General features: G+C 62.1%; 23 protein-coding genes and 1 tRNA gene. 8 read left to right on the top strand and 16 right to left on the bottom strand.

Annotated elements, in window-relative coordinates:
- Window positions 1-85 precede the first annotated feature (85 nt).
- Together N0Q91_RS05890 and N0Q91_RS05885 are read left to right on the top strand one after the other, a co-directional pair.
- Window positions 86-787, top strand: coding sequence for a hypothetical protein (locus tag N0Q91_RS05890; RefSeq protein ID WP_275597573.1), 702 nt, complete (start codon window positions 86-88; stop codon window positions 785-787).
- Window positions 788-921: 134 nt separating this feature from the next.
- Window positions 922-1,104, top strand: a complete 183-nt coding sequence (locus N0Q91_RS05885) for a hypothetical protein (protein ID WP_275597572.1) — start codon at window positions 922-924, stop codon at window positions 1,102-1,104.
- 16 nt (window positions 1,105-1,120) lie between these two features.
- Here N0Q91_RS05885 and N0Q91_RS05880 read toward each other — a convergent pair whose 3' ends face one another.
- Both N0Q91_RS05880 and N0Q91_RS05875 read right to left on the bottom strand, forming a co-directional pair.
- A complete protein-coding gene (locus N0Q91_RS05880; RefSeq protein WP_275597571.1) occupies window positions 1,121-2,800 on the bottom strand; it encodes a site-specific integrase in 1,680 nt (559 codons plus the stop codon).
- 101 nt (window positions 2,801-2,901) lie between these two features.
- Window positions 2,902-2,977, bottom strand: a tRNA-Ile gene (locus N0Q91_RS05875).
- A gap of 145 nt (window positions 2,978-3,122) precedes the next feature.
- Between N0Q91_RS05875 and N0Q91_RS05870 the strand changes: the two genes are divergently transcribed.
- The gene (locus tag N0Q91_RS05870) at window positions 3,123-3,911 is read left to right on the top strand and encodes an SIMPL domain-containing protein (RefSeq protein WP_003537551.1); all 789 of its coding nucleotides are present in this window, start codon (window positions 3,123-3,125) and stop codon (window positions 3,909-3,911) included.
- Window positions 3,912-4,004: 93 nt separating this feature from the next.
- On the opposite strand, the gene N0Q91_RS05865 is transcribed toward N0Q91_RS05870, so the two are convergent.
- From N0Q91_RS05865 to N0Q91_RS05810, 12 genes are all read right to left on the bottom strand, one after another.
- A complete protein-coding gene (locus N0Q91_RS05865) occupies window positions 4,005-4,361 on the bottom strand; it encodes a hypothetical protein (RefSeq protein ID WP_018095609.1) in 357 nt (118 codons plus the stop codon).
- A gap of 259 nt (window positions 4,362-4,620) precedes the next feature.
- The gene (locus N0Q91_RS05860) at window positions 4,621-5,025 is read right to left on the bottom strand and encodes a ketosteroid isomerase-related protein (protein WP_100671805.1); all 405 of its coding nucleotides are present in this window, start codon (window positions 5,023-5,025) and stop codon (window positions 4,621-4,623) included.
- 101 nt (window positions 5,026-5,126) lie between these two features.
- Window positions 5,127-5,549, bottom strand: coding sequence for a secondary thiamine-phosphate synthase enzyme YjbQ (locus N0Q91_RS05855; RefSeq protein ID WP_275597570.1), 423 nt, complete (start codon window positions 5,547-5,549; stop codon window positions 5,127-5,129).
- Between the two features lie 123 nt (window positions 5,550-5,672).
- Complete coding sequence (locus N0Q91_RS05850; protein ID WP_275597569.1) at window positions 5,673-6,026, bottom strand: DUF1428 domain-containing protein; 354 nt, start codon at window positions 6,024-6,026, stop codon at window positions 5,673-5,675.
- Between the two features lie 95 nt (window positions 6,027-6,121).
- Window positions 6,122-6,691, bottom strand: a complete 570-nt coding sequence (locus N0Q91_RS05845) for a transglycosylase SLT domain-containing protein (RefSeq protein WP_018095613.1) — start codon at window positions 6,689-6,691, stop codon at window positions 6,122-6,124.
- A 201-nt stretch (window positions 6,692-6,892) separates the two neighbouring features.
- Complete coding sequence (locus tag N0Q91_RS05840; protein WP_003532955.1) at window positions 6,893-7,183, bottom strand: GYD domain-containing protein; 291 nt, start codon at window positions 7,181-7,183, stop codon at window positions 6,893-6,895.
- A gap of 273 nt (window positions 7,184-7,456) precedes the next feature.
- Entirely contained in the window at window positions 7,457-9,511 is a 2,055-nt protein-coding gene (gene rpoD / locus N0Q91_RS05835) for an RNA polymerase sigma factor RpoD (protein ID WP_018095614.1), read from the bottom strand.
- Window positions 9,512-9,949: 438 nt separating this feature from the next.
- Window positions 9,950-10,984: an L-threonine 3-dehydrogenase, zinc-binding type gene (tdh, locus tag N0Q91_RS05830; RefSeq protein WP_100671807.1), complete on the bottom strand. Its 1,035-nt coding sequence runs from the start codon at window positions 10,982-10,984 to the stop codon at window positions 9,950-9,952.
- Window positions 10,985-11,007: 23 nt separating this feature from the next.
- Window positions 11,008-12,195: a glycine C-acetyltransferase gene (kbl, locus tag N0Q91_RS05825; RefSeq protein WP_275597568.1), complete on the bottom strand. Its 1,188-nt coding sequence runs from the start codon at window positions 12,193-12,195 to the stop codon at window positions 11,008-11,010.
- Window positions 12,196-12,332: 137 nt separating this feature from the next.
- Window positions 12,333-14,189 carry a DNA helicase RecQ gene (gene recQ / locus N0Q91_RS05820; RefSeq protein WP_275597567.1) on the bottom strand — a complete coding sequence of 619 codons (1,857 nt, stop codon included), beginning with the start codon at window positions 14,187-14,189 and terminating at the stop codon, window positions 12,333-12,335.
- A gap of 100 nt (window positions 14,190-14,289) precedes the next feature.
- Window positions 14,290-16,293 carry a DNA primase gene (gene dnaG, locus N0Q91_RS05815; RefSeq protein ID WP_275597566.1) on the bottom strand — a complete coding sequence of 668 codons (2,004 nt, stop codon included), beginning with the start codon at window positions 16,291-16,293 and terminating at the stop codon, window positions 14,290-14,292.
- Window positions 16,294-16,528: 235 nt separating this feature from the next.
- The gene (locus N0Q91_RS05810) at window positions 16,529-16,978 is read right to left on the bottom strand and encodes a GatB/YqeY domain-containing protein (protein ID WP_018095619.1); all 450 of its coding nucleotides are present in this window, start codon (window positions 16,976-16,978) and stop codon (window positions 16,529-16,531) included.
- 325 nt (window positions 16,979-17,303) lie between these two features.
- On the opposite strand from N0Q91_RS05810, the gene carA reads away from it, so the two are divergent.
- On the top strand, window positions 17,304-18,509 hold the full coding sequence (gene carA, locus N0Q91_RS05805) for a glutamine-hydrolyzing carbamoyl-phosphate synthase small subunit (RefSeq protein ID WP_100671811.1): 1,206 nt from the start codon (window positions 17,304-17,306) through the stop codon (window positions 18,507-18,509).
- A 38-nt stretch (window positions 18,510-18,547) separates the two neighbouring features.
- Here carA and N0Q91_RS05800 read toward each other — a convergent pair whose 3' ends face one another.
- Window positions 18,548-19,438: a LysR substrate-binding domain-containing protein gene (locus tag N0Q91_RS05800; protein WP_275597565.1), complete on the bottom strand. Its 891-nt coding sequence runs from the start codon at window positions 19,436-19,438 to the stop codon at window positions 18,548-18,550.
- 112 nt (window positions 19,439-19,550) lie between these two features.
- On the opposite strand from N0Q91_RS05800, the gene N0Q91_RS05795 reads away from it, so the two are divergent.
- Together N0Q91_RS05795 and N0Q91_RS05790 are read left to right on the top strand one after the other, a co-directional pair.
- Window positions 19,551-20,312 (top strand): SDR family oxidoreductase, encoded by a 762-nt coding sequence (locus N0Q91_RS05795; RefSeq protein WP_018095622.1) that lies wholly within the window; start codon window positions 19,551-19,553, stop codon window positions 20,310-20,312.
- A 24-nt stretch (window positions 20,313-20,336) separates the two neighbouring features.
- Window positions 20,337-21,203: an NAD(P)-dependent oxidoreductase gene (locus N0Q91_RS05790; RefSeq protein WP_018095623.1), complete on the top strand. Its 867-nt coding sequence runs from the start codon at window positions 20,337-20,339 to the stop codon at window positions 21,201-21,203.
- 119 nt (window positions 21,204-21,322) lie between these two features.
- On the opposite strand, the gene N0Q91_RS05785 is transcribed toward N0Q91_RS05790, so the two are convergent.
- Window positions 21,323-22,525, bottom strand: a complete 1,203-nt coding sequence (locus N0Q91_RS05785; RefSeq protein WP_275597564.1) for a pyridoxal phosphate-dependent aminotransferase — start codon at window positions 22,523-22,525, stop codon at window positions 21,323-21,325.
- A gap of 399 nt (window positions 22,526-22,924) precedes the next feature.
- Here N0Q91_RS05785 and N0Q91_RS05780 point away from each other — a divergent pair, with 399 nt between their 5' ends.
- Window positions 22,925-23,122, top strand: a complete 198-nt coding sequence (locus tag N0Q91_RS05780) for a hypothetical protein (RefSeq protein WP_275597563.1) — start codon at window positions 22,925-22,927, stop codon at window positions 23,120-23,122.
- Entirely contained in the window at window positions 23,115-23,399 is a 285-nt protein-coding gene (locus N0Q91_RS05775; RefSeq protein WP_275597562.1) for a hypothetical protein, read from the top strand. Before N0Q91_RS05780 ends, N0Q91_RS05775 begins: the two co-directional genes overlap by 8 nt.
- The last annotated feature ends 111 nt before the right edge of the window (window positions 23,400-23,510 follow it).

The raw sequence follows: 23,510 nt of genomic DNA, 5'->3' as shown, positions 1-23,510 counted from the left end.
AGCACCCGCTAGCTCGACAACTGCTGGCAGGCAGGGTCGCCCGGGAAAAAACGGCAAGGGCGAGCTTGCTGCCGTGAATGCAGAAATGGAGGCCTTCATTCATGTCGCTTGGGACATTTTCACGCTAGCCGATAATGCGAAGATGCAAGAAGTCCTTACTAAGCGCCTGAAGAACACGCGACAGTATCAGGGCGCGCGATACGAGTTGTTCATTGCTGCGTCGCTTATCCGAGCCGGCTTTAACGTCGAGTTTGAGGATGAGAGCGATCTACACTCAACACATTGCGAGTTCAATGCCGTCAGCAGATCAACAAAAAGAGCATACTCTGTCGAGGCGAAAAGTAGGCATCGAGGTCGATCTGAGGACGGAAAGGCAGGGACCTATCGGCTTCTTCAAAAAGCGTTATCGAAAGCCGCTGCCAACGAACGGATCATCTTTATCGATGTGAATTTAAAGCATGACACGAAAGCTTCCTTTCAGGAACCGTGGCACCGGGAGGTAATGCAAACCCTGACTGAAATTGAAGAAAGGCAAAAACCTTCTACCCCTTGGCCCCAAGCAATCGTGTTTTTTACGAACGGCCTGTTCTCTGAGGTTGGCTTTGCGGCCGGCAACGTTTCGACCGTCTTGCTCTCCGCGATTAATCACCCTTTGTTCAAGCAGCACGACCGGCGTGCAGTCGAGCGCGCTTATCCCGAAATAGGGAGACTGTATGGCGCTGTAGACAAGCTGGGATGGCCCCCAGATAGTTTCCCCGGTCAGAATACAGACACAGTTGTCCGGTGAGCGCGCATTGCCCGCGTGGCTTACTATTTCGATTTTCTCGGCTTGCCGGTTGCGGCTGCGCTGTACGCCACGAAAATAGCAGACCGTTGAAGCTGGTCTTGCGAAATCAGGAAAGATCGCGAGGAAAAACGCCAATGCCGCACATACTCATTTTTATTTTCTACGTAGGCACGTCGCCTATGCCGACGGTCACGATTGTTCAGGAGTTCAACACCGCGAGGGCGTGTCAGAATGCCCAGAACCGGTTGAGGCTCGATTTGGTGAGCAAGTTCCCCGACGGTGAGGATCATGGCGGTTGTTTCGAGAAGAACCGTTGACCTGCCGCTGCTACCGTTAGCGCGGGTTAGGAAGGATCAAACCATCATAGGCGACCTCCGCCAACCAGCGGGAAAGCGTTGCAGGGCGGGTGCCCTGCCCATAACGCTCTTCGACCCCGCCAGAACGGGCCCACCCGCCCAGGGCGCGCGTCGCGTCGATCGGCACGCCCGCCTCGCGGAGCGCGTCGCGGAAGCCATGCCGGAAAGAGTGGAACGACACGCCCTTTTCGCTGATACCGAGTACCTTCTTTTGCCAATAGGCGAAGCGCTTCTGGAACAAGTCCGACAGCTCGTCTTGCGTGTCGCCGGGCAGATCGGGGAACAGGCGAGACGCGCCATCTTTCCTTATTCTTGCAACGCGTTGCAACAAGCCGAGCTTCACCAACTCAGGATGCACTGGAATGATGCGCTCGCTGCCAGGCGTCTTCAGGCTCCTGTCTTGCGTCTTGCGGAGCGTAAAGCACTCCACGCCGTCCCGCACGCCAATGTCATCAATCGAGAGGCTGACAATCTCGCCCATGCGCATGCCTGAAAAGATCGCAATCATCGGCACCCACCAGCGTCCTGAGAGCTTGCCGCCGTCTGACCATTCGTCCAGGCCCGCAATGACCTTGTTCATTTCTTCAATTTTGAAGGGGCGCTTAGACACGGCGCCAGTGCCCTTGCTTGGGGCGAGGCGGGTTGCAGGATTGAAGGTCAGGAGGCCCTTCTTAATGCACCAGTTAAAAAAGGCGCTCATCGTATGCGTGTAGACGGTGATCGTCGTCGGTGACATCTTCCTGTCGTTCCGCTCGGCAGCCAGCGCGACGATGGCCCGCACCGTCTTGCACTTGTCGTAGGCCTTCAACTTTTTTCCATTGACTGGCATACCGGCGATCAGCTCTTGGACGGCCGCGCATTCGGCGCGGGTGATCGAGGCGAGCTTGCGGTCAATCCCGATGACTTCCTTCATCGCCCTGAAGGTCACCACATATTTGGCATCTGCAGTGTCGCCGAACTGAGCCCGCAGGGGGTCGGTCTCCATCCGCTGTATTGCCTCGCCCAAGGTGATGCTGTCGCTTAATGCCGGGGCCTGCGAAACAGAGTTGACGCCAGCGAAGAGCGGATCATGCGCGGTATCGCCATGCCCACCGTCCATGCGGTCGAGCATCCGTTTAAGGTGCTCGATATCTCCCCGGCGAATAAGCTCCAGCAGCCGTAGTAGCTCCGGCGACGCCGTGAAGGGTTGCGGAGGCTCTCCGAGCTTCCGATCGGCAGGCAGCGGGATATTCAGCTTTTTCTCTGTGATGATTGATCGCGCCTGGGCGAAGACCGCGGCTTCGGCGGAAGGGTCTCGCATTTCAAACCCGCCAATCTCGTGTTCAAGGCTGTCTCGGACGTCATCATCCACGACGACAATTGCGCCTTGCTCACGCCTCCAGAAATCGCCAATAACGGCGTGTCGCAGGTCACCTTCGGTTACAACGCCATCGGCGGTGATCACTTCGCCTTTCTTCACCGCCTCGCGATGTTTGCCCCATTGGATATCGAGCTGGACAGAGACAATTCGCGCCTGCTTCGCTGCCGTCCTGTGGTCAGACGTGCCCAGGGCGATCGTTATTTCCTTCTTTCCGATCACCCGGACCAAATCAGTGGGAACACGCCTACGCAGGCTGTAGGTGCTGCCGCGTCGTATCAATCCCGTGACTTTTTCCACTGTCTTATCCCTCATAGTGTAGCAGTCTAGTGTAGCAGAGGAGCTAAGTACAGCATTGATATTGCTTTTGTTTTTAGAATTCCAACCACTTAGTGGTGGTTTGGTGGGCCCGGAGGGACTCGAACCCCCAACCAAGCGGTTATGAGCCGCCGGCTCTAACCATTGAGCTACAGGCCCTGCCGTCGTCGCCGGCGGTTGCGGACCAATGGCAGTCCGCTGTGCAGGCTCTAGCGTAAAACCTTTTTGCCGACAAGCCATTGCCGCAATAGCTACACAATCAGTAAGCATGGAATCGAGGATAAACAACCGGAGAGAAACGTCCATGTTTTCTACACGCATTGCCCGTACCGTTCATGTCGCCGCAGTCGCAGCCGCATTTGCCGGCGCCTTTGCAGCCGCGGCGGCGGCGCAGGAGAGCACCGCCGGCAAGGGAGATGGCAAGGGGCGCCCGGACGGTGTCAGGGGCCGTCAGGCGGTGATCAAGGTCTCCGGCGAGGGCCGCTCGACGACCGCTCCGGACATGGCGATTTTGCAGCTCAGCGTCGTCAAGGACGCCAAGACCGCGCGCGAAGCGCTCGATGCCAACAACAAGGCGATGGCGGACGTGCTCTCGGCATTGAAGCAGGCCGGGATCGCCGAGCGCGACCTGCAGACGAGCGGCTTCTCGATCAATCCGCAATATCACTATCCGCCGAACAATGATGGCGGTAATCGGCCGCCGGAACTGGTGGGCTATCAGGTCGTCAACGGCGTCGGCGTGCGCGTGCGGGATCTGGGACAGCTCGGCGAGATCCTGGACAAGTCCGTGACCCTCGGCGTCAATCAGGGCGGCGGCATCGAGTTCACCAACGACAAGCCGGATGCCGTGATCACGGAAGCCCGCAAGGCCGCAGTCGCCGACGCCATCAACAAGGCCAAGGTTCTGGCCGAGGCGGCGGGGGTCTCGCTCGGACGCGTGATCGAGATCGCGGAGCAGCCCTCCCGGCCCGAACCGATCCCCGTGGTCCGCAGCATGGCGAAGGAATTTGCCGCCGCCGATTCGGTTCCGATGGCGACCGGCGAGAATGCCTATAACGTCACCGTCAACGTGACGTTCGCCGTCAATCAGTAACGGGGTCCGAAGCGCAAAGCAAAGAGCCCCCACGCCAGGGCGTGAGGGCTCCATTTCCGTCGGCCGGGGGAGACGAGACGGAAAACCGGGGATTTACCAGCGGCCGATGACCGGGCATCCGCGTGCATTGGCGAAAATGATGGCCTGGCGGTGCCCATGGCGGCGGCCTTCGACGACGACGCGGCGACCCGTGACGTCGGCAACATAGGCGCGGCGGAGCCCGCGATCGCGTGCCTTTTCGACGGCGAGGCCCGGTGCACAGCGGCCGCGACGGTCGCGGCGGTCATAGTGCCGACGATCGCGCCAGTCGTCGTGGCGGTCATAGTCGCGGTAGTGGACGCCGCCGCCCGGACCCAATTCCAGGGTGAGCGACTGCGCCGAGGCCGTGGAAACCAGACCGGTCAATCCGATCACTGCAGCGACGGCGGCGTTAACGAGGAACTTTTTCATTGCTTTTCTCCGGTGTGACGAAGCGGTTCTGGTTGACGATTGAGGCAAACATAGGCCCGCCAAACTGAACGGCACCGGAACCCTCCGTTCATGCAGTATTCAGGTTGATCACGCCCCCGACGCGCCATGAATCGCTCCAAACCCCCGGTACATTCCGGCAGGGTAAGTTATTGATCCGACAGGCTAAGGAGCGATTCCAGAAAAGTGTATAAAGGTTCTTCGTCCGGACGTGCGTTGGCGTCAGACGGTTAAGACGGGCTCACCCCGCCAGCTCGCGCTCGAAGAGGCGGCTGTTGCGATAGTGGCTGAGTCGCGCAACGAGACCGTCCTCGATCTCGAAGACGAAGACGCTCGCAATGGAATAGGCCTGACCGGAGGCTTCGGGAAAGCCGGCCATGGTCTCGCGATAGGTACCGCGCGCGGTCGTATCCGCCGCCACCCGCTCACCGCCGGCGTCCCGCATCAACACGACGTCGCCGAAGCTCTCGTCGAAATGGCGGAAATAATTCATCACCCAGCTCCTGAGCGCGCCGGCGCCGAGGGTTCGCTCCCCGGTGGGCGAGTCGAACGCGACGTCCTCGCCGACGAGACGGGAAAGCGTGTCGAAGTCGCGGTCGTTCAGGGCTTCGATGAAACGGCTGGCTATCGTCTGGGCGTCTGTCATTTTCTCCTCCGCATTGTCCCCGCTTCACTCTACCGCAATGCGCCGGCCGCGCGGAAAGAGAAAATGGTAGCGCCTGCGCGGGCCGCCGCACCTGCGCCTCGTCAGCTGCCGAGATGCAGGACGATCTCGCGGCGGTGCGGCCGGTCGCGGTGTTCGAAGAGATAAAGCCCCTGCCAGGTTCCAAGCGCCAGGCGTCCCTGCATGACGGGAATGCCGAGCGAAACCTGTGTGAGTGCCGCCTTGATATGAGCCGGCATGTCGTCCGGCCCCTCCATCGTATGGACGATCCAGCTCATCGAGCGATCGGAGGACGGCGGTACCAGCCGGTGGAAAAAGGCATGGAGGTCACGCTTCACGTCCGGATCGGCGTTCTCCTGGATGATCAGCGAAGCGGAAGTATGACGGACGAAAACCGTGAGCAATCCGTCACCCACCCCGGACGCGCGCACGAAGTCGCCGGCCGCGGCCGTGAACTCGTAGAGCCCCTGCCCTTTCGTAGATATGGCGATGACAGTCTGCGCCATTCTCCCCTCCGCGAGCTTCCGGGCGCTGCTGTGACCCCGCATGTCCAGAGACGTACGGGGCCTGTCTAGCATCCGGTTCGCCCCATGACTTACGGGATCGTACCGCAGGCTGCAACGCCGTTTCTATAACTCGAGGAAAGCCTCGAACCCGCCATAGATCATGCGCTTTCCATCGAAGATGGACTTCCATTCGTCGCCCTGCAGTCTCGGATCCGTCATCACCTTGGCGACGATCGCGTCCCGGTCCTGACGCGACCGGTAGACGATCCACGAGAAGACGACGGTCTCGTCGTCCTTTGCCTGAACCGCGCGCGGGAATGATGTGAGTTCGCCATAGGGCACGTCGTCTGCGAGGCATTCGACGTAATTGAGCGCGCCATGCTCCTTCCACACCGCACCCGCCGCGCTCGCCAGCTTCTTGTAGGCCTCTATGTTGGCCGTCGGCACTGCAACGAGAAAACCGTCCACATACGCCATTTTCGTCTCCTCCACGTTGACATCACAAGGACGATCGAAGAGCGCAGGATCCGACAGGGGGACGACATTTTGATGGCTGCCGTCATCCGCTCGCGTCAGGAGCCGCAGCCGCGCAGCTGGCGCGCGTAGTTCGCAGCCATGCCGGATGCTCTCTTGGCGCCTGCCTTTGCCGTATCGCTCCAGTTGCCGCGGGCGTAGCCGCTGTGGCCGTGGTAATAGGCGATATAGAGCCGGTAGGTATCGTTGAGAGCGATGCCGTTCCGCTGATGGCTCTGATTGTGATACCAGGCGATAAAGCGGATCGCGTCGCCGAAATCCGATCGGCGCGCCGTCCACCGGCCAGTCTCGGACTGATAGCGCGCCCAGGTGCCGTCAAGCGCCTGCGAGTAGCCGTAGGCCGACGAGACCCTTGTCCACGGGATGAAGCCGAAGAGTTTCGTGCGAGGCGGCCTGGCATTATGGCGAAAGCCTGACTCGGCATAGATCGTCGCCATCAACACCGGGACCGGCACGCCGTATTCGCGCTCTGCCGCGTAGGCAGCCCTGCGCCAATTGTTGAAAAGACCATCTCGCTGCTCGAAAACCGCACAGGCGTTCCGGGTCTCTCTCGGCACCGTCCCGCAGCCGGCCAACAACAGGAGGACGACGACAAAAACGCAACGCATCGCGGAACCTCTCGTTTGCGAGAGGTTGATAAGACGTAAATCTTAAGGATCGGTTTTTATGCGTAGGCGAAGTGGGCTACCCCTCTCCTCGGGTTAGAATCCGAGCTCCCCCGCAGGCGGGGAGCGGGCGAATGACTCCGTTCGCCCCTTGCGGGGAGAAGGCGCCGGCAGGCAGATGAGCGGCGATCCGGAAGCGCTCGATCAGAGCGTACCGATCAGTTCGCGGTAGGCGGCCTCCGGGAAGGCTTTCAGCGTGCGCGTACGCACATTGCCGTTCATGCCGAGCGTGATAGCGAAGCGCGCAGCGACTGCGTCGTCAGGCGCTTCGCAGATCGCAACCATGTCGTGTTCGCCCATCGTCAGATAGAAATCCTTGAAGGAACCGCCCATTTCCTCGAGCTGCCTCCTTGCCGCATCGAGCCGCTTCGGCGACTCGCGCACGTTCCTGATACCCAGCTCGGTCCAATTGAGAAGCAGAACGTAAGTCGTCATCTCACACCTCCCGCAAAGCATCCCGCCTTCGGCCGAAGGCGCTCAAGGATGCCCTGTATCTGAAGAATACCGCAGCGCATTCGCGCACTCATATGCGGCCTCGGAACGCCAAGTTCCCGGCGATGGGAGGGAGCGACCTTCTCTGCCGCAACGCGCAAAGTATAAAGCATTTCGAGGAAAACGAGGTACGGTTTTGCGCCACGCCCTGCGCACAAAGAAAAGCCGGGCGCTAGATCCAGGCCCGGCTTCGTTACTTCTTGGAAGGTCCTGGGATCAGCTGTCCAGGAACGAGCGCAACTTGCGCGAACGGCTCGGATGCTTGAGCTTGCGCAGCGCCTTCGCTTCGATCTGCCGGATGCGTTCGCGGGTGACCGAGAACTGCTGGCCGACTTCTTCCAGCGTATGGTCGGTGTTCATGCCGATGCCGAAACGCATGCGCAGCACGCGCTCCTCGCGGGGCGTGAGCGAGGCGAGCACGCGCGTCGTCGTCTCGCGCAGATTCGCCTGAATGGCCGCGTCGATCGGCAACAGCGCATTCTTGTCCTCGATGAAATCGCCGAGATGCGAATCTTCCTCGTCGCCGACCGGCGTTTCGAGCGAGATCGGCTCCTTGGCGATCTTCAGGACCTTGCGCACCTTTTCGAGCGGCATGGCGAGCTTTTCCGCCAGTTCCTCCGGCGTGGGCTCGCGGCCGATCTCGTGCAGCATCTGGCGAGAGGTGCGCACGATCTTGTTGATCGTCTCGATCATGTGCACCGGAATGCGGATCGTGCGGGCCTGGTCGGCGATCGAACGGGTGATCGCCTGCCTGATCCACCATGTCGCATAGGTCGAGAACTTGTAACCGCGGCGATACTCGAACTTGTCGACCGCCTTCATCAGACCGATGTTGCCTTCCTGGATCAGATCGAGGAACTGCAGGCCACGGTTCGTGTACTTCTTGGCGATAGAGATCACCAGACGAAGGTTGGCCTCGACCATCTCCTTCTTGGCGATACGCGCTTCACGTTCGCCCTTCTGGACCATGGATACGATGCGGCGGAACTCGGCAATGGAAATGCCGGTCTCGGTGGCAAGGTTCTGGATCTCCTGGCGGATGTCGCGGATCGTCTGGTTTTCGGCCCTGGCAAACTCCTTCCAGCCCTTGCCGGCGAGATTGCTGATCGACTTCATCCAGTTCGGATCGAGCTCGGCGCCGGAATACTGCTCCAGGAACGCCTCACGCTTGACACCATAGGATTCGGCCAGGCGCAGGAGGCGGCCCTCGTTCTGCGTCAGGCGCTTGGAGATGTCGTAGAGCTGCTCGACCAGAGCGTCGATGCGGTTCTGGTTGAGCGACAGCGACTTCACGGCCTTGATCAGCTCGTCCTTCAGCTCCTTGTAGCGGCGCTCCTGCGCCGGCGACAGAGTGCCGGTCGCGGCAAGGCGCGCTTCCACCTGCTGGTCCTGCAGCTTACGGAGCTTCTTGTACGTTTCGGCGATGACGTCGAGCGTCTCCATCACCTGCGGACGCAGTTCCGCTTCCATCGCGGCGAGCGAGAGGTTCGACTCGTCGTCGTCCTCCTCTTCTTCTTCGGATGGCTGGCCTTCGCCGCCGACATTGGTGATGTCGTCGTCGTTCGCCGCAGCGCGGGTCTTGCGTACCTTTTCCTTCTCTTCCGCAGCCTTGCGGTCGGCTTCGATCTTTTCCGGGCTCTGGAACTGCGGTGCAGCCTTTGCCTCGGGGCCGGAATAGGTCGTCTCGAGATCGATGATCTCGCGCAGAAGGGTCTGACCCTCGTTCAGCTCGTCGCGCCAGATGATCAACGCCTGGAAGGTAAGCGGGCTCTCGCAAAGCCCGGCAATCATCGTTTCGCGGCCGGCCTCGATCCGCTTGGCAATGGCAATTTCGCCTTCGCGCGAGAGAAGCTCCACGGAGCCCATCTCGCGCAGATACATGCGCACCGGATCGTCGGTGCGATCGGTCGGCTCCTTCTTCTTGCTGGCTGCAAGCGCAGTGCCGCTGGCAGGCGCGAGTTCGCCGCCTTCGCTTTCGCCCTCGTCGGCGCCGTCATCGTCGTCGCTGGCGGCAGCCTCCTCGGCTTCCTCGTCCTCGATGACGTTGATGCCCATGTCGGAAAGCATGGACATCGTGTCTTCGATCTGCTCGGAAGTCACTTCTTCGGAGGGCAGAACGGAGTTGAGCTCGTCCATGGTCACATAGCCGCGCTTCTTGGCGGCCTTGATCATCTTCTTGACAGCATCGTCGGAAAGATCGAGAAGCGGACCGTCCGGTGCACCTTCACGTTCAACGTCGGCTTCTTCGTTTTCTTTGACTTTTGTTGCCATTTATTCGTCGCTTTCCTTGTCGCAACCGGCCGGCGCCCGGTAATCAATGCTACTCGGAGGTCCGGGCACGCCGCGTACCCGCCACCGATTATTTCCCCTGACGTAACGGGATGATATTTAATTCCTGATTAACCACGACAGCGATCGCGGTGAACGGGCAAGCTTCGACAGTCCTGCCACTGAAACGTCCCTGGCATGATTTCCTATCCGCCGTACCATGTCGCCATTTCTGCTTGAAATGGTGATTCCCAGAATTTTTGATCCCGTCAAGCATTTCCGGTGAAAAACCGCGCAAATCGGCAAAAAACGCTCATGGACGGGATTTTGCGCTGTTTATCAGCTTTCGCTCAACATGTAGGAGCGCCCCAAAGAAAGACAAGGGTTGCGCGATTTTTCCGGAAGAATCCTGATGGCAATCGATCGCGACCGCGACTCCGTCTACCAGTCCATCACCACCTTGCCGGAATTGCCCGAGCGCATCGCCTCGAAGCCGTCGCGAAAATCGTCGATGCCGATCCGGTGGGTGATTATCGGCGAGAGGTCGAGCCCGCCCTGGACGAAGGCGATCATCTTGTACCAGGTCTCGAACATTTCGCGGCCATAGATGCCCTTGAGGTTGAGCATCTTGAAGATGACCTTGTTCCAGTCGATTTCGAAGCCCGCCGGTGCAATGCCGAGGATCGCGATCTTGCCGCCATTGTTCATCTTGTCGATCATATCGCGGAACGCGGGCGCGGCGCCCGACATTTCCAGCCCGACATCGAAGCCCTCGGTCATGCCGATCACCCGCATGACGTCGGCAAGATTTTCCTTCGAAGCGTCGACGACGTGGTCGATGCCGAGCTTGCGCGCGAGATCCAGACGAACGGGGTTGATGTCGGTAATCACCACCTTGCGGGCACCGCAACGCTTGGCCACCAACGCTCCCATGATGCCGATCGGCCCGGCACCGGTGACCAGAACGTCCTCGCCGACGAGATCGAAGGAGAGCGCCGTATGCACGGCGTTGCCGAAGGGATCGAAGATTGCGGCGATCTCGTCCGGCACGTCGTCGGGGATCGACACGACATTATATTCGGGAAGGCAGACGAACTCGGCGAAGGAGCCGGGGCGATTGACGCCGACGCCGAGCGTGTTGCGGCAGAGATGCCCCCTGCCCGCGCGGCAATTGCGGCATTTGCCGCAGACGATGTGACCTTCTCCGGAAACGCGCTCGCCGACATGATGCTTGCTGACGGCCGGCCCGACTTCGACGACCTCGCCCATGAATTCGTGTCCGACGACCATCGGCACCGGGATCGTCTTCTCCGCCCATTGATCCCAGTTCCAGATGTGGACGTCGGTGCCGCAAATTGCCGATTTCCTGACACGGATCAGGACGTCGTTCGGGCCGACTTCCGGCACCGGCACGCGCTCCATCCAGAGGCCGACCTCCGGCTTCGTCTTGACGAGTGCCTTCATCATGTTGGTCATCGCTCGATCCTCGCCTGTGCCAATTAGATCACCTCCAGTTCGCGGCCCACCTCCTCGAAGACCGCGATCGCACGGCGGACATCCGCTTCGCTGTGCGCCGCGGACATCTGCGTGCGGATGCGGGCCTGCCCCTTCGGCACCACCGGGAAGGAGAAGCCCACGACGTAGACGCCCTTCTTCAGCATGCGCGCCGCCATCTCCTGTGCGAGCGCCGCATCTCCAAGCATGACCGGAATGATCGGATGGCCCTCGCCGGCAAGCGTGAAGCCTAGCCTGGACATCTCGCTCCGGAAGAGCGCCGCGTTTGCGTAAAGACGGTTGCGCAGAGCGTCGCCGTCTTCGATCAGCTCGAAAACCTTGAGAGAAGCGGCCGCGATGACGGGGGCGAGCGTATTGGAAAAGAGATAGGGCCTCGAGCGCTGGCGCAACCACTCGACGACATCGGCCTTCGCCGAGGTATACCCGCCCGAAGCGCCGCCGAGCGCCTTGCCGAGCGTACCGGTAATGATATCGACCCGTCCCTCGACGCCGCAATGCTCGGCGGAGCCGCGCCCATGCTTGCCGACGAAACCGACCGCATGGCTGTCGTCCACCATGACCATGGCGTGGTATTTCTCGGCCAGATCGCAGACGCCCTGGAGATTGGCGATGATGCCGTCCATCGAGAAGACGCCGTCGGTGGCGATCATCTTGAAACGGCTGCCTTCCGCCTTCTTCAGCTCCTCTTCCAGTGCTGCCATGTCGTTGTTGGCATAGCGGAAGCGCCTCGCCTTGGAGAGGCGCACTCCATCGATGATGGAGGCATGGTTCAGCGCATCTGAGATGATCGCGTCGTCCTCGCCGAGCAGCGTCTCGAACAAACCGCCATTGGCGTCGAAACAGGAGGAATAGAGGATAGTGTCCTCCATGCCGAGGAAGGAGGATATGCGCGCTTCGAGCTCCTTGTGTTCCTCCTGCGTGCCGCAGATGAAGCGCACCGACGCCATGCCGTAGCCGTAACGGTCGAGCGCGCTCTTCGCGGCTTCCGCAAGCTCCTCGCTGTCGGCGAGGCCGAGATAGTTGTTGGCGCAGAAATTCAGGACGCGCTCGCCGGAAGCGACTTCAATCTCGCCCGACTGCTTGGAGGTGATGACCCGCTCGGACTTATAGAGCCCGGCCCGCCTGAGGCTTTCGAGTTCCGAACGGAGATGGGAGAGGAAGGCCGTGGTCATGGGCTGCGTGCTTTCGAGACAGAACTTCATTTCACCAGTCTAGACGACTATCACGATGGCACTGCTCATGGAATCGGTTTCGATGCTGCGCCCACGCCCCACCGGGATGAGGGCGGTTCCATCATCCCGCTTCGACTTCAGCCCTCGAACGCCTCGATCACGGCGAGAAACGCTTCGCCATATCTCTCCCGCTTGCTCTCGCCGATACCGGGAACGTCGAGCAATTCGTCGAAATCGCGCGGGCGCCGCTTGGCGAGAGCGATCAAGGTCGTATCCGGAAAGACGACATAGGGCGGCACGTCCATCTCTCGGGCGAGAGAGAGGCGCTCGGACCGGAGCCGCTCGAACAGTTCGAGATCGGATCCCGCGAGGTCCGATCGTTCGCCGGTCGCCTTCGACCCGCGTGCGGCTTTGGCCTTGCCGGAACTCGGACGGTCCTTGCGGAAGAGCACCTGCCGTTCGCGGCGAAAGACGCTGCGGGCCTCGGGCTCGAGCTTCAACGCTCCGAAGGCGCCGTGGTCCACGGAGATCAGCCCGGCGGCGAGCAGTTGCCGGAAGATCGACTGCCAGGTGCGCGCCGGCAGGTCCTTGCCGGCCCCGAAGACCGGCATGTCGACATGGCCGAAGCGCTCCGTCTTCTCGTTCACGCTGCCCGTAAGCACATCGATCAGATGGCCGGTTCCGAAGCGCTCTCCGGTCCGGTAGACGGCGGCAAGCGCCTTGATCGCCGCTTCCGTGCCGTCCCAGGTCTCGACCGGCTTCAGGCAGGTGTCGCAATGACCGCAGCCGCCCGGATGAGCCTCACCGAAATGCGCGAGGATGGCCTGGCGCCGGCAGCCTGCCGTCTCGCAAATGGCAAGCAGCGAATTGAGTTTCGCCCGCTCGATGCGCTTGATTTCCTCGGGCGCACCGCCCTCGTCGATCATCCGCCGGCGCTGGATGACGTCGGCCATGCCATAAGCCATCCACACTTCGGAAGGCAGGCCATCGCGACCCGCCCTCCCCGTCTCCTGGTAGTAGGCCTCGACCGAGCCCGGGAGATCGAGATGGGCGACGTAGCGCACATTCGGCTTGTCGATCCCCATGCCGAAGGCGACGGTTGCGACGAGGCACAGATTCTCCTCCTTCAGGAATGCATCCTGATGGGCGTCGCGCGCCGCCCGCTCCATGCCGGCATGATAGGGAAGTGCACGGATGCCCTGTGCATCGAGCCATTCCGCCGTGTCCTCGACCTTCGCGCGCGACAGGCAATAGACGATGCCGCTTGCATCCTTGAAGCGCGACAGGAAGCGCAGCAATTGCTGGCGAGGCTGATCGCGTTCCACGATCTCATAGGCGATATTCGGTCGGTCGAAGCTGGAGGTGAAAACACGCGCGCCGCCGAGTGCCAACCGCTCGATCATATCGTCGCGCGTATGGGGATCCGCGGTGGCGGTAAGCGCGATGCGCGGCACGCCGGGAAAGCGCTCGGCGAGGCAGCCGAGACCGCGATATTCCGGGCGGAAGTCATGTCCCCATTGCGATACGCAATGGGCCTCGTCGATCGCGAAAAGGGCAATGTCGGCATCGGCGATCATTTCGGCGAAGCCATCGGTGACGGCGCGCTCCGGCGTCACGTAGAGGAGATCGAGTTCGTCTCTCGAAAGAGCGCGGCGGACCGCGATCGCCTCGTCCCGCGTCAATGAAGAGTTGAGTGCCGCGGCCCGGATGCCGAGCTGCTTCAGCGCCTCCACCTGGTCGCGCATCAGGGCGATCAGCGGCGAAACGACGATGCCGACGCCCCGGCGGCAGAGCGCCGGGATCTGAAAGCAGAGCGATTTTCCCGCCCCCGTCGGAAAGAGCACGACGGCGTCGCCACCGGCAACCACATGGTCGACGACCGCCTGCTGCTGGCCGCGGAAGGTGGAATAACCGTAGATACGCTTCAGGAGATCGAGGGGATTGCTGAGGCCTTCCGTTTCGAACAGGCGGGCGGTGTTGTGGCTTTCGGGCATGGAATCGCTTTCATCGGGAGCACGCAGTATGGAGTTCGCGGCTGATTGAAGGCAAACCGGCTCGGGCCGCTGCTCAACCGGCCCGTCGTGAGAGTATCGGCTAACGAGCCGCCGGGCCCTTGACGCGGCCGGAAAGCACGCCGAAGCCTTCGATGATCGCTTCGAGCTTGTCCATCCGGTGAAGCTCGAGCTGCACCTCCTCCATGGCGCGCACGAGCCGCTGACCCTGCTCCACGTCTTCGGACGCCGTGGCTTCCGCGATCTCGCGCTCGAGTTCCCGCTTCTGCCAGAGCAGCGCCTTCGTCCGCCGATGAAGCGTCAGGGCCTGAAGGTAACCTTCGCGTGCATCCTCCGGAGCCGCCGCCGCCGTTGCGGTCCAGAGCCGCGCATAGCGCACCTGCCGGTCCAGAGCGGCGATCAGCGTGGAGAATCCCTCCGCCTCGAGCTGCTCCATGAGGGTTTCCCGCGTGAGCCGCAATCCGTTCGCCGCCGCCGCGTTCAGAACCGCAGCCCAGCAGCGCTGCAGATCACGGTGGTCGAACTCGATCGTGGCAATCTCGTCATACTCGTCGAACAGCAATTGCGGATGATTGACGATCGTCAACGCAAGCACGCTCTCGCGAAGTACCGGCGGGCGAAGCGAGCCGCGGGCCTTCAGCATCTGATTGAGTTTGGAACTGCCGGCGGTCCCAGCCTCCACGGCCGCGCCCATGACCGGGTTGGGAGCCGGCGACCAGCCCCTGCCACCCTGCCTGCCCGCCTGCCTCCCGGCTCGCTCGAACGGCCGCCTTTCGCCTCTGAACGGCGCGCTCCCCTGAAGAAACGCATTCAGGCGGTCGCGCATGTCCTGCCCATAATGGCGGCGCACGCTCTCGTCGGCGATTACCGAGGTCACCTGCCGCAGCCGCGCTTCGAGTTCGGCGCGTTTTTCCGGCGTGTCGAAATCGCCGCCCTGCACCTCGCGCTGCCAGACCATGTCGGCGAGCGAGCGGGCATTGGCGAGCACCTTGTCGAAAGGCTCGCGTCCGTCATGGCGCACCACATCGTCCGGGTCCTTGCCCTCCGGCAACAGGGCAAAGCGCACGGACCGGCCAGGCTTCAAATGGGGCAGCGCGAGATCGACGGCCCGATGGGCGGCGCGCACGCCGGCGCCGTCGCCGTCGAAGCAGAGCACCGGCTGGGTCGTCATCTTCCATAAGAGATCGAGCTGATTTTCGGTCAGCGCCGTGCCGAGCGGCGCAACGGCATTTTCTATCCCCGCCTGATGAAGCGCGATCACGTCCATATAGCCTTCGACGGCAATGATCGTGCCTGCGCCGTCGGCACCCTGCGAAGCCCGCCGGGCGCGGGCGAAATTGAAGAGCACATTGCCCTTGTGAAAGAGCTCGGTCTCGTTGGAGTTCAGATATTTTGCCGGGGCGTCCGGCGACATGGCGCGGCCGCCGAAGGCGATCACCTTTTCTCGGGCGGACGGGATCGGGAACATGATCCTGTCGCGGAAGCGGTCGTAGGAAACCGGAATGTCGTCGCCGTGCACGACGAGGCCGCAGGCCTCGATCTGCTCCTTGCCAATACCCTTTCCGGCGAGAAACTCCTTCAGCGCATTGCGGCTGTCGGGTGCAAAGCCGAGACGGAACGTCTCGATCGTGCGGCCGGTCAGTCCGCGCTCGCGCAGATAGGCGCGCGCCTTTGCCCCGTTCGCCGTCTGAAGCTGATCCTGAAAAAACTGCGTCGCCAGTTCCATGACGTCGAGCAGGCTCGTACGTTCCCGCTCGCGCTGCTCGGCCTGCGGGTCCGGCTGCGGCATCGGGACGCCCGCCAAATCGGCGATCTGCTGCACGGCTTCCGGAAAACTCAGGCCCTCGAGCTCGGTCAGGAAGCGGAAATGATCGCCGGAAACGCCGCAGCCGAAGCAATGATAGCGGCCCTTGCGATCCTCGCAGTGGAAGCTCGGAGATTTCTCGCCGTGGAACGGGCAACAGGCCCAATAATCGCCGCGCGGAACATTGGTCTTGCGCCGGTCCCAGGTGACGCGCTTGCCGATCACGTCCGAAATGGGGACGCGGTCGCGTATCTCGTCGAGGAAGGACGGTGAAAAGCGCATGGTTACCTCTACCGCATGTCGCCCGAGCCCGTGCAGCGGCTTCGGGCAACGACATGCATGCAAACCTCCATATAAGCGGCATGGCCGAAGGAAGCCACAGGCAGCCTGCGCCTTGCCCGCTATTCACAGGCACGGGCTCAAGCCAAGGAGGTAACGCTTGTCGGCCGGCGCGGCGCGGGTCGTTTGCCGTCAGCGGCCTTAAGGAATGCGCGCCCGCCGGAGCGGGCGCTGCGGCTTACTTCAGGAGGTCCTTGACCACCCCGGAGGCCTTGCCGAAGTCCATCTTGCCGGGATAACGCTCCTTCAGGGCGTTCATGCACTTGCCCATGTCGCGCAGCCCGTGCGCACCGATTTCCGCGACGGTCTTGGCGCAGACTTCCTTGACCTTTTCCTCGGAAAGCTGCTCCGGCAGAAACTGGTTGATGATGGCGATTTCCTGCCGCTCCTGCTCGGCAAGCTCCGGCCGGCCGCCCTCGTCATAGACTCGGGCCGATTCCTCGCGCTGCTTGATCATCTTCGCGAGGATCTGCAGGATCTCGTCGTCGCCGACCGGGTCCTTGCCGTGGCCGCGATTGGCGATGTCGCGGTCCTTGATCGCAGCCTGGATGAGCCGGACGGTCGAGATGCGCCGGGTATCCTTGGCCTTGAGGGCTTCTTTCAGTGCATTGGCGAAATGCTCGCGCATGTCTTAACTCCATGTCGAAACCGACCCCAGGGCTCTATCTGCGGGGCCGGTTCGATGCGTCCTTTTGTCATCGTCTTAAACCAGTGCGGCAGGCACAATCAAACGTCTTTGGCAACCGATTGAATTATAACGCATTTTATTTCGGAACAATTCACAGCGTCTGGTTGACCTTGCCAGAGCCTTTGGCTATTTTCCGGCACCTGCACGTACATCGGCATGAACTTTCTCCCGCGGGGTTTCCGCGCGCCATGCCGCATGCGATCTGAAATGGCCCTGAACCGACCGGCTTTCAAGCCTCGCTTTCGGCCACAACGGGATAGAGACGATGACCGCGACACCCGCATGGACAATCCAGAAACCCACTGCCCTGCTCGTTCTGGCCGACGGCACGGTGATCGAAGGCAAGGGCATCGGCGCGACCGGTAAGGTTCAGGCCGAGGTCTGTTTCAACACGGCGTTGACCGGGTACCAGGAAATCCTGACCGATCCCTCCTATCTCGGCCAGATCGTCACGTTCACCTTCCCGCATATCGGCAATATCGGCGCCAATGACGAGGACATCGAGGATCTTACGCCTGCCGCCCGCAACGGTGCCGTCGGCGTCATCTTCAAGGCCGACATCACCGAGCCCTCCAACTACCGCGCCGCCAAGCACCTCGACGCCTGGCTGAAGGCGCGCGGCATCATCGGGCTCTGCGGCATCGACACGCGGGCGCTGACGGCCTGGATCCGCGAAAACGGCATGCCCAACGGCGTCATCGCCCACGACCCGGCAGGCGTCTTCGACGTCGAGGCGCTGAAAGCCGAGGCAAAGGCCTGGAGCGGCCTCGAAGGCCTCGACCTCGCCAAGGTCGCCACGTCCGGGCAGTCCTATCGCTGGAACGAGAAGCCGTGGGTCTGGAACGAGGGCTACTCGACGCTGGGCGAGACCGACGCCGCTTATCACGTCGTGGCTCTCGACTACGGCGTCAAGCGCAACATCCTGCGCCTCTTCGCCGGTCTGAACTGCCGTGTCACCGTCGTTCCGGCGCAGACGAGCGCCGAGGAAGTCCTCGCGCTCAAGCCGGACGGCATCTTCCTGTCGAACGGCCCGGGCGACCCGGCCGCGACGGGCGAATATGCCGTGCCGGTCATTCAGGACCTTCTCAAGACGGATATCCCGGTCTTCGGCATATGCCTCGGCCACCAGATGCTGGCACTGGCGCTCGGTGCCAAGACCGAGAAGATGCACCAGGGACACCACGGCGCCAACCACCCGGTCAAGGACCACACCACCGGCAAGGTTGAGATCGTTTCGATGAACCACGGCTTCGCGGTCGATGCGAACTCGCTTCCGCAAGGTGTTGAACAGACTCACATCTCGCTCTTCGACGGCACCAATTGCGGCCTGCGCGTCGGCGGCAGGCCGATCTTCTCCGTCCAGCATCACCCGGAAGCGTCGCCAGGACCGCAGGACAGCCACTACCTCTTCCGCCGCTTCCTGAATCTCATTCGCGAGAAGAAGGGCGAACCGGCACTCGCCGAGCGCTGAGTTCTTCTAAAGGCCCGCCTCGTGCGGGCCTTCTTGCATCAGCCGTCGACGAGACGCTCGGCGATGAAATCGACCGTTGCCCGCACGGAGGGGAGCTGCCCGCGCCGGTGCGGCATCAAGATCGTCGTCATCACTTTGCCGGCGGTCCACTCCGGAAGAATGCGGACAAGCGTGCCGCTTTCGATCTCCTGCTGGCAAAGCTTGCCGGGCAAGGTGGTGATGCCGAGACCCGCGAGCGCAGCTTCTCGCAGGACGCGGGATTCGTCGGCCACGAAACGCGGCCTCGGCGAGACCGACACGGTCGCCCCATCGGCGCGCTCCATCACCCAGCCTTCGGACGCCAGCGACGTGAGCAGCCCATCATGACGATCGAGGTCCTCCGGGCGTTCGGGAGTGCCGTTCCCTCGCAAATAGAGCGGTGAGGCGACGATCAGCTTAGCCTGAAATCCGACGCGGCGCTGGACGAGGCCCGAATCCGGCAGCGGTGCGAAATGGTCTCTCACCGCAAGATCGAAGCCTTCCTGGATGACGTCGACAAAGCGGTCCGTCGCATGCAGCGTCACCCGCAGTTTCGGATAGGCAAGTGCGAGCTGCGGCAGGAGCGGCGCCAGGGATAGCTGCGCGGTCGGCACCGAAGCCGTGATCCTCACCGTGCCGCTCGGTTCGGCAAGTCTGCCCCTGACGATATTCTCCGCCGCTTCCGCCTCGATCATCATCGCCGCCGCGTGGCGATAGAAATCCTTGCCGGTTTCGGTCACAGCGAAATGACGCGACGTGCGGTTGATCAACCGGGCGCCGAGATCCTTTTCCAGTTCGGCCACGCGCTTGCTGAGCGTGGATTTCGGCAGGTTCAGCGCTCGCGCGGCCGGCGCGAAACCCCCGTGGTCCACGACGTGAACAAAGAACGTGAAATCGTTGAGATTGGCCATGGCTTTCTATCATCCACAAGCGTGAACGATAGATCCACGCAGAGCCATCTAGCACAAGTTCGTCCACAGATGCATCTGTTGGTCATCATTATTGAACCGAAAGGAAACGAACATGGGCAACTATCAGGGAAAGAAGGCGATCGTCATCGGCGGGACCCATGGCATGGGCCTGGCGACCGTGAGACGGCTTGTCGAAGGCGGCGCCGAGGTACTGCTCACGGGCCGCAATGAGAGCAACCTCGCCCGCATCAGGGAAGAGTTCGGCCCGCGCGTGCATGCACTGCGCTCGGACATCGCCGATCTCAACGAAATCGCCGTGCTCGGTGCGACCGTCGGTCAGACGCTCGGAGCGATCGATCTCCTGCACATCAATGCCGGCGTCTCTGAGCTCGAGCCCTTCGATCAGGTGAGCGAGGCCTCCTATGACCGCCAGTTTGCCGTCAACACCAAGGGCGCCTTCTTCACCGTGCAGCGGCTGACGCCTCTGATCCGCGAAGGCGGATCGATCGTCTTCACCTCCTCCGTCGCCGACGAGGGTGGCCATCCGGGCATGAGCGTCTATAGCGCGAGCAAGGCGGCACTCGTCTCCTTCGCATCCGTGCTCGCCGCCGAGCTTCTGCCGCGCGGTATCCGGGTCAACAGCGTCAGCCCCGGCTTCATCGACACGCCGACCAAGGGCGTCGCCGGCATCACCGAAGCCGAGCGCGCCGAGTTCAAGACGCTCGGCGACAACATCACGCCGATGAAGCGCAACGGCACCGCGGATGAAGTGGCACGCGCCGTGCTCTTCCTCGCCTTCGAGGCGACCTTCACGACCGGCGCGAAACTCGCCGTCGACGGCGGCCTGGGCCAGAAGCTCTCGACCGCCGCCTGAATGATTTCGAGAAAGGTACGATCCATGAGCAGCATTTCAGTTCTCGGCATGGGCGCCATGGGGACGGCGCTTGCACGCACGCTTCTCAAGAACGGCCATAGCGTCACGGTCTGGAACCGGACGCGATCGCGCGCCGAGCCGCTTGCCGGTGCCGGTGCGAAGATCGCGGAAAGCCCGGCCGAAGCGATTGCAGCGAGCGAACTCGCCATCCTCTGCCTCGTCGATTACCCCGCCGCACGTGCGGTCCTGGAACAGGCGGAGGAGGCGCTTGCCGGCCGTGACCTCCTCAACCTGACCAACGGCACGCCGGGTGACGCCAGGGAACTCGGCACGTGGCTGGCGGCCAAGGCAGCGATCTATCTCGACGGGGGGATCATGGCGATCCCGCCGATGATCGGCGGGGCCGGCGCCCTGATCCTTTACAGCGGCTCGCGTGCGCTATTCGATCGGCACAGTTCGGCCCTCGAAGCCCTTGCCGAAAGCCGTCACCTTGGCGAAGACGAGGGATTGGCTTCGCTCTACGACATAGCGCTGCTGTCAGGCATGTACGGGCTCTTCTCGGGCTTCCTGCACGCGAGCGCGCTGGTGACCAGCGCCGGAGGCAAGGCCGTCGACTTCCTGCCGCTGCTCCTGCCTTGGATCGAGGCGATGAGCGGTACCCTGCCCGACCTCGCCGGCAAGATCGATAGCGGCATGCATGGCCGCGATGTCGTCTCCAACATCGCCATGCAGAAGATCGCGCTCGCGAACATCGTGAGGGCAAGCGAAGAACAGGGCGTCGCCCCCGATTTCATGCAACCCATGTTGCGGCTGGCGGGCGACCGCGTCGACAGTGGGGGCCACGGCGACGACATCTCCGCCGTCGTCGAAGTGATCCGGAAGCGAAAGTGATTCTGTTTCAACGGGGTAGGACTGCTGCTTGAATCGGACTGGCAGATCGCTGAATCAAGCTCTGAACATGAAAAAGCCCGCCGTTGCAGCGGGCTCTTTCATGTGGGTCTGCAGGAGCATTACCTGCAGGCGGCGCAAAAGCGCTGGATGCGGCGGCAAGCCTCCTCCAGCAGCGCCTCGGAGGTTGCGTAGGAGATGCGGAAGTTCGGGCCGAGGCCGAAGGCCGAGCCGTGGACCACAGCCACGCCTTCCGTCTCCAAAAGCTCGGAGACGAAATCCTCGTCCGTTTCGATGACCTTGCCCGAGGGCGCGGTCTTGCCGATCAACCCGGCGCAGGACGGATAGACGTAGAAGGCGCCTTCCGGCGTCGGGCAGGAAATGCCCTTGGCCTGGTTCAGCATCGAGACGACGAGATCGCGGCGGCCCTGGAAGATCTCCTTGTTGCGCCCGATGAAATCCTGCGGGCCGTTGAGCGCCTCGACGGCCGCCCACTGCGCGATCGAGGCGGCGCCCGAAGTCTGCTGGCCCTGGATCATGTCCATCGCCTTGATCAGATGAAGCGGCCCGGCCGCGTAGCCGATGCGCCAGCCGGTCATCGCGTAGGCCTTGGAGACGCCGTTCATCGTCAGCGTGCGTTCGTAGAGGCCGGGCTCGACTTCGACGGGGGTCGCAAATTTGAAGTCGCCATAGGTCAGGTGCTCGTACATGTCGTCCGTCAGAACCCAGACATGCGGATGCTTCATGAGGACGTCCGTGAGCGCCTTGAGCTCCTCATGCGAATAGGCCGCGCCCGAGGGGTTGGACGGCGAGTTGAAGACGAACCACTTGGTCTTCGGCGTGATCGCGCGGTCGAGATCCTCGGCCTTGAGCTTGAAATTGTTCTCCTGCTTGGTCGAGACGAAGACGGGTGTGCCGCCGCACAGCGCCACCATTTCCGGATAGGAGACCCAGTACGGCGCCGGGATCACGACTTCGTCGCCCGGGTTGAGCGTCGCCATGAAGGCGTTGAAGAGAATCTGCTTTCCGCCGGTGCCGACGATCGTCTGCGCCGCGGTGTAGTCGAGATTGTTCTCGCGCTTGAACTTCTTCGCAATGGCTTCGCGCAGTTCCGGAATGCCGGAAACCGGCGTGTACTTCGTCTCGCCGCGATCGATCGCGTCGATCGCGGCCTTCTTGATGTTGTCAGGCGTGTCGAAGTCCGGCTCCCCTGCGCCGAGGCCGATGACATCGCGGCCTTTCGCTTTCAACTCGCGGGCTTTCTGCGAAACAGCGATGGTGGCGGACGGCTTTACACGGGAAAGGGCATCGGCAAGGAAGGCCATGGTGTGTTTCCTGATCGTTTCGAGACGGCGTGAGACGCTACGGAACGGAAAACCGGGGTTCCCTGAGCGGTTAGGTCTATGTCGAAAGACGCCCGGTCTTGCAAGCGCCTCAGGCGAAAAACGGCGGCAAGTCAGCGCAAAATGCGTCACCATGACAAAGTTTCATGGGTGCAATCAAAGCAATCGATCGAAACCGGATTGCCTCGTGCGGACGAGCGGCTGCCGGCGCACCATCGGTCGACGCGCCTCCGCCCGGATACTACCGTGCTTTTTCGCGGCCGAGACGTGCCTTTTTTTCGCCACAACAACTGTCTCAGCGCGCCGCAATTCCGTCCCGCAAGAGCCGATTTCCAAGCGCCAATTCGCGATGCGGATGCATCGGCATCTTGGGGGTATGCTATGTTTCTCGATGATGAAGTCGCCGCCTCGCGCACCCGCCGCAACGAGGCACGCTGGGGTTTCTATATCGCGCTCGCCGCACTTGCGGCCTGCATCGTGATGGTCCTCGGATTGATGACGCAGGTGACGACGCAAGCCGACAGCGGGCAGCAGCCCGCGACGGCCCACGTCCAGTCCGAAGCCGCGCGCCATGGCTGACAACGATAACGCGTCGCATCCGAACGCCGACCTCTTCGCACGACTGTCGGCGATCCAGACAATCGTCGTTGCGATTGTCGCCCTATTCGCCCTTGCCGGCCTGATGCTCGTCGGCAAAGGCTTCTACGTGAAGGCCAAAGACGAGGTCGCGCAGTATCTGCTCCAGCAAAACTCCGGAGGACGACATCGTCCGGCGACGGAAAGCGAACCCCAGCCGACGCGCCTCGAGGCGATCCGAGAAGCGCCGGGACCGCTCACCACAGGATCGGTGCGATAAAGCCGTTTTGATCCGATTTGACTTGAAGGCCCGTGCGTGCCGCTCCAGTTTGCGCGTTGCTCGCGCGTTCGGACCTCCGAGACGGCACGATGCATTTGCTCAGACGGACGG

The organism is Sinorhizobium prairiense, assembly GCF_029201645.2.
Classification (GTDB): Bacteria; Pseudomonadota; Alphaproteobacteria; order Rhizobiales; family Rhizobiaceae; genus Sinorhizobium; species Sinorhizobium meliloti_A.
Note: the sequence above shows the minus strand (reverse complement) of the source record. Positions and strands in the feature narration are given on the sequence as shown.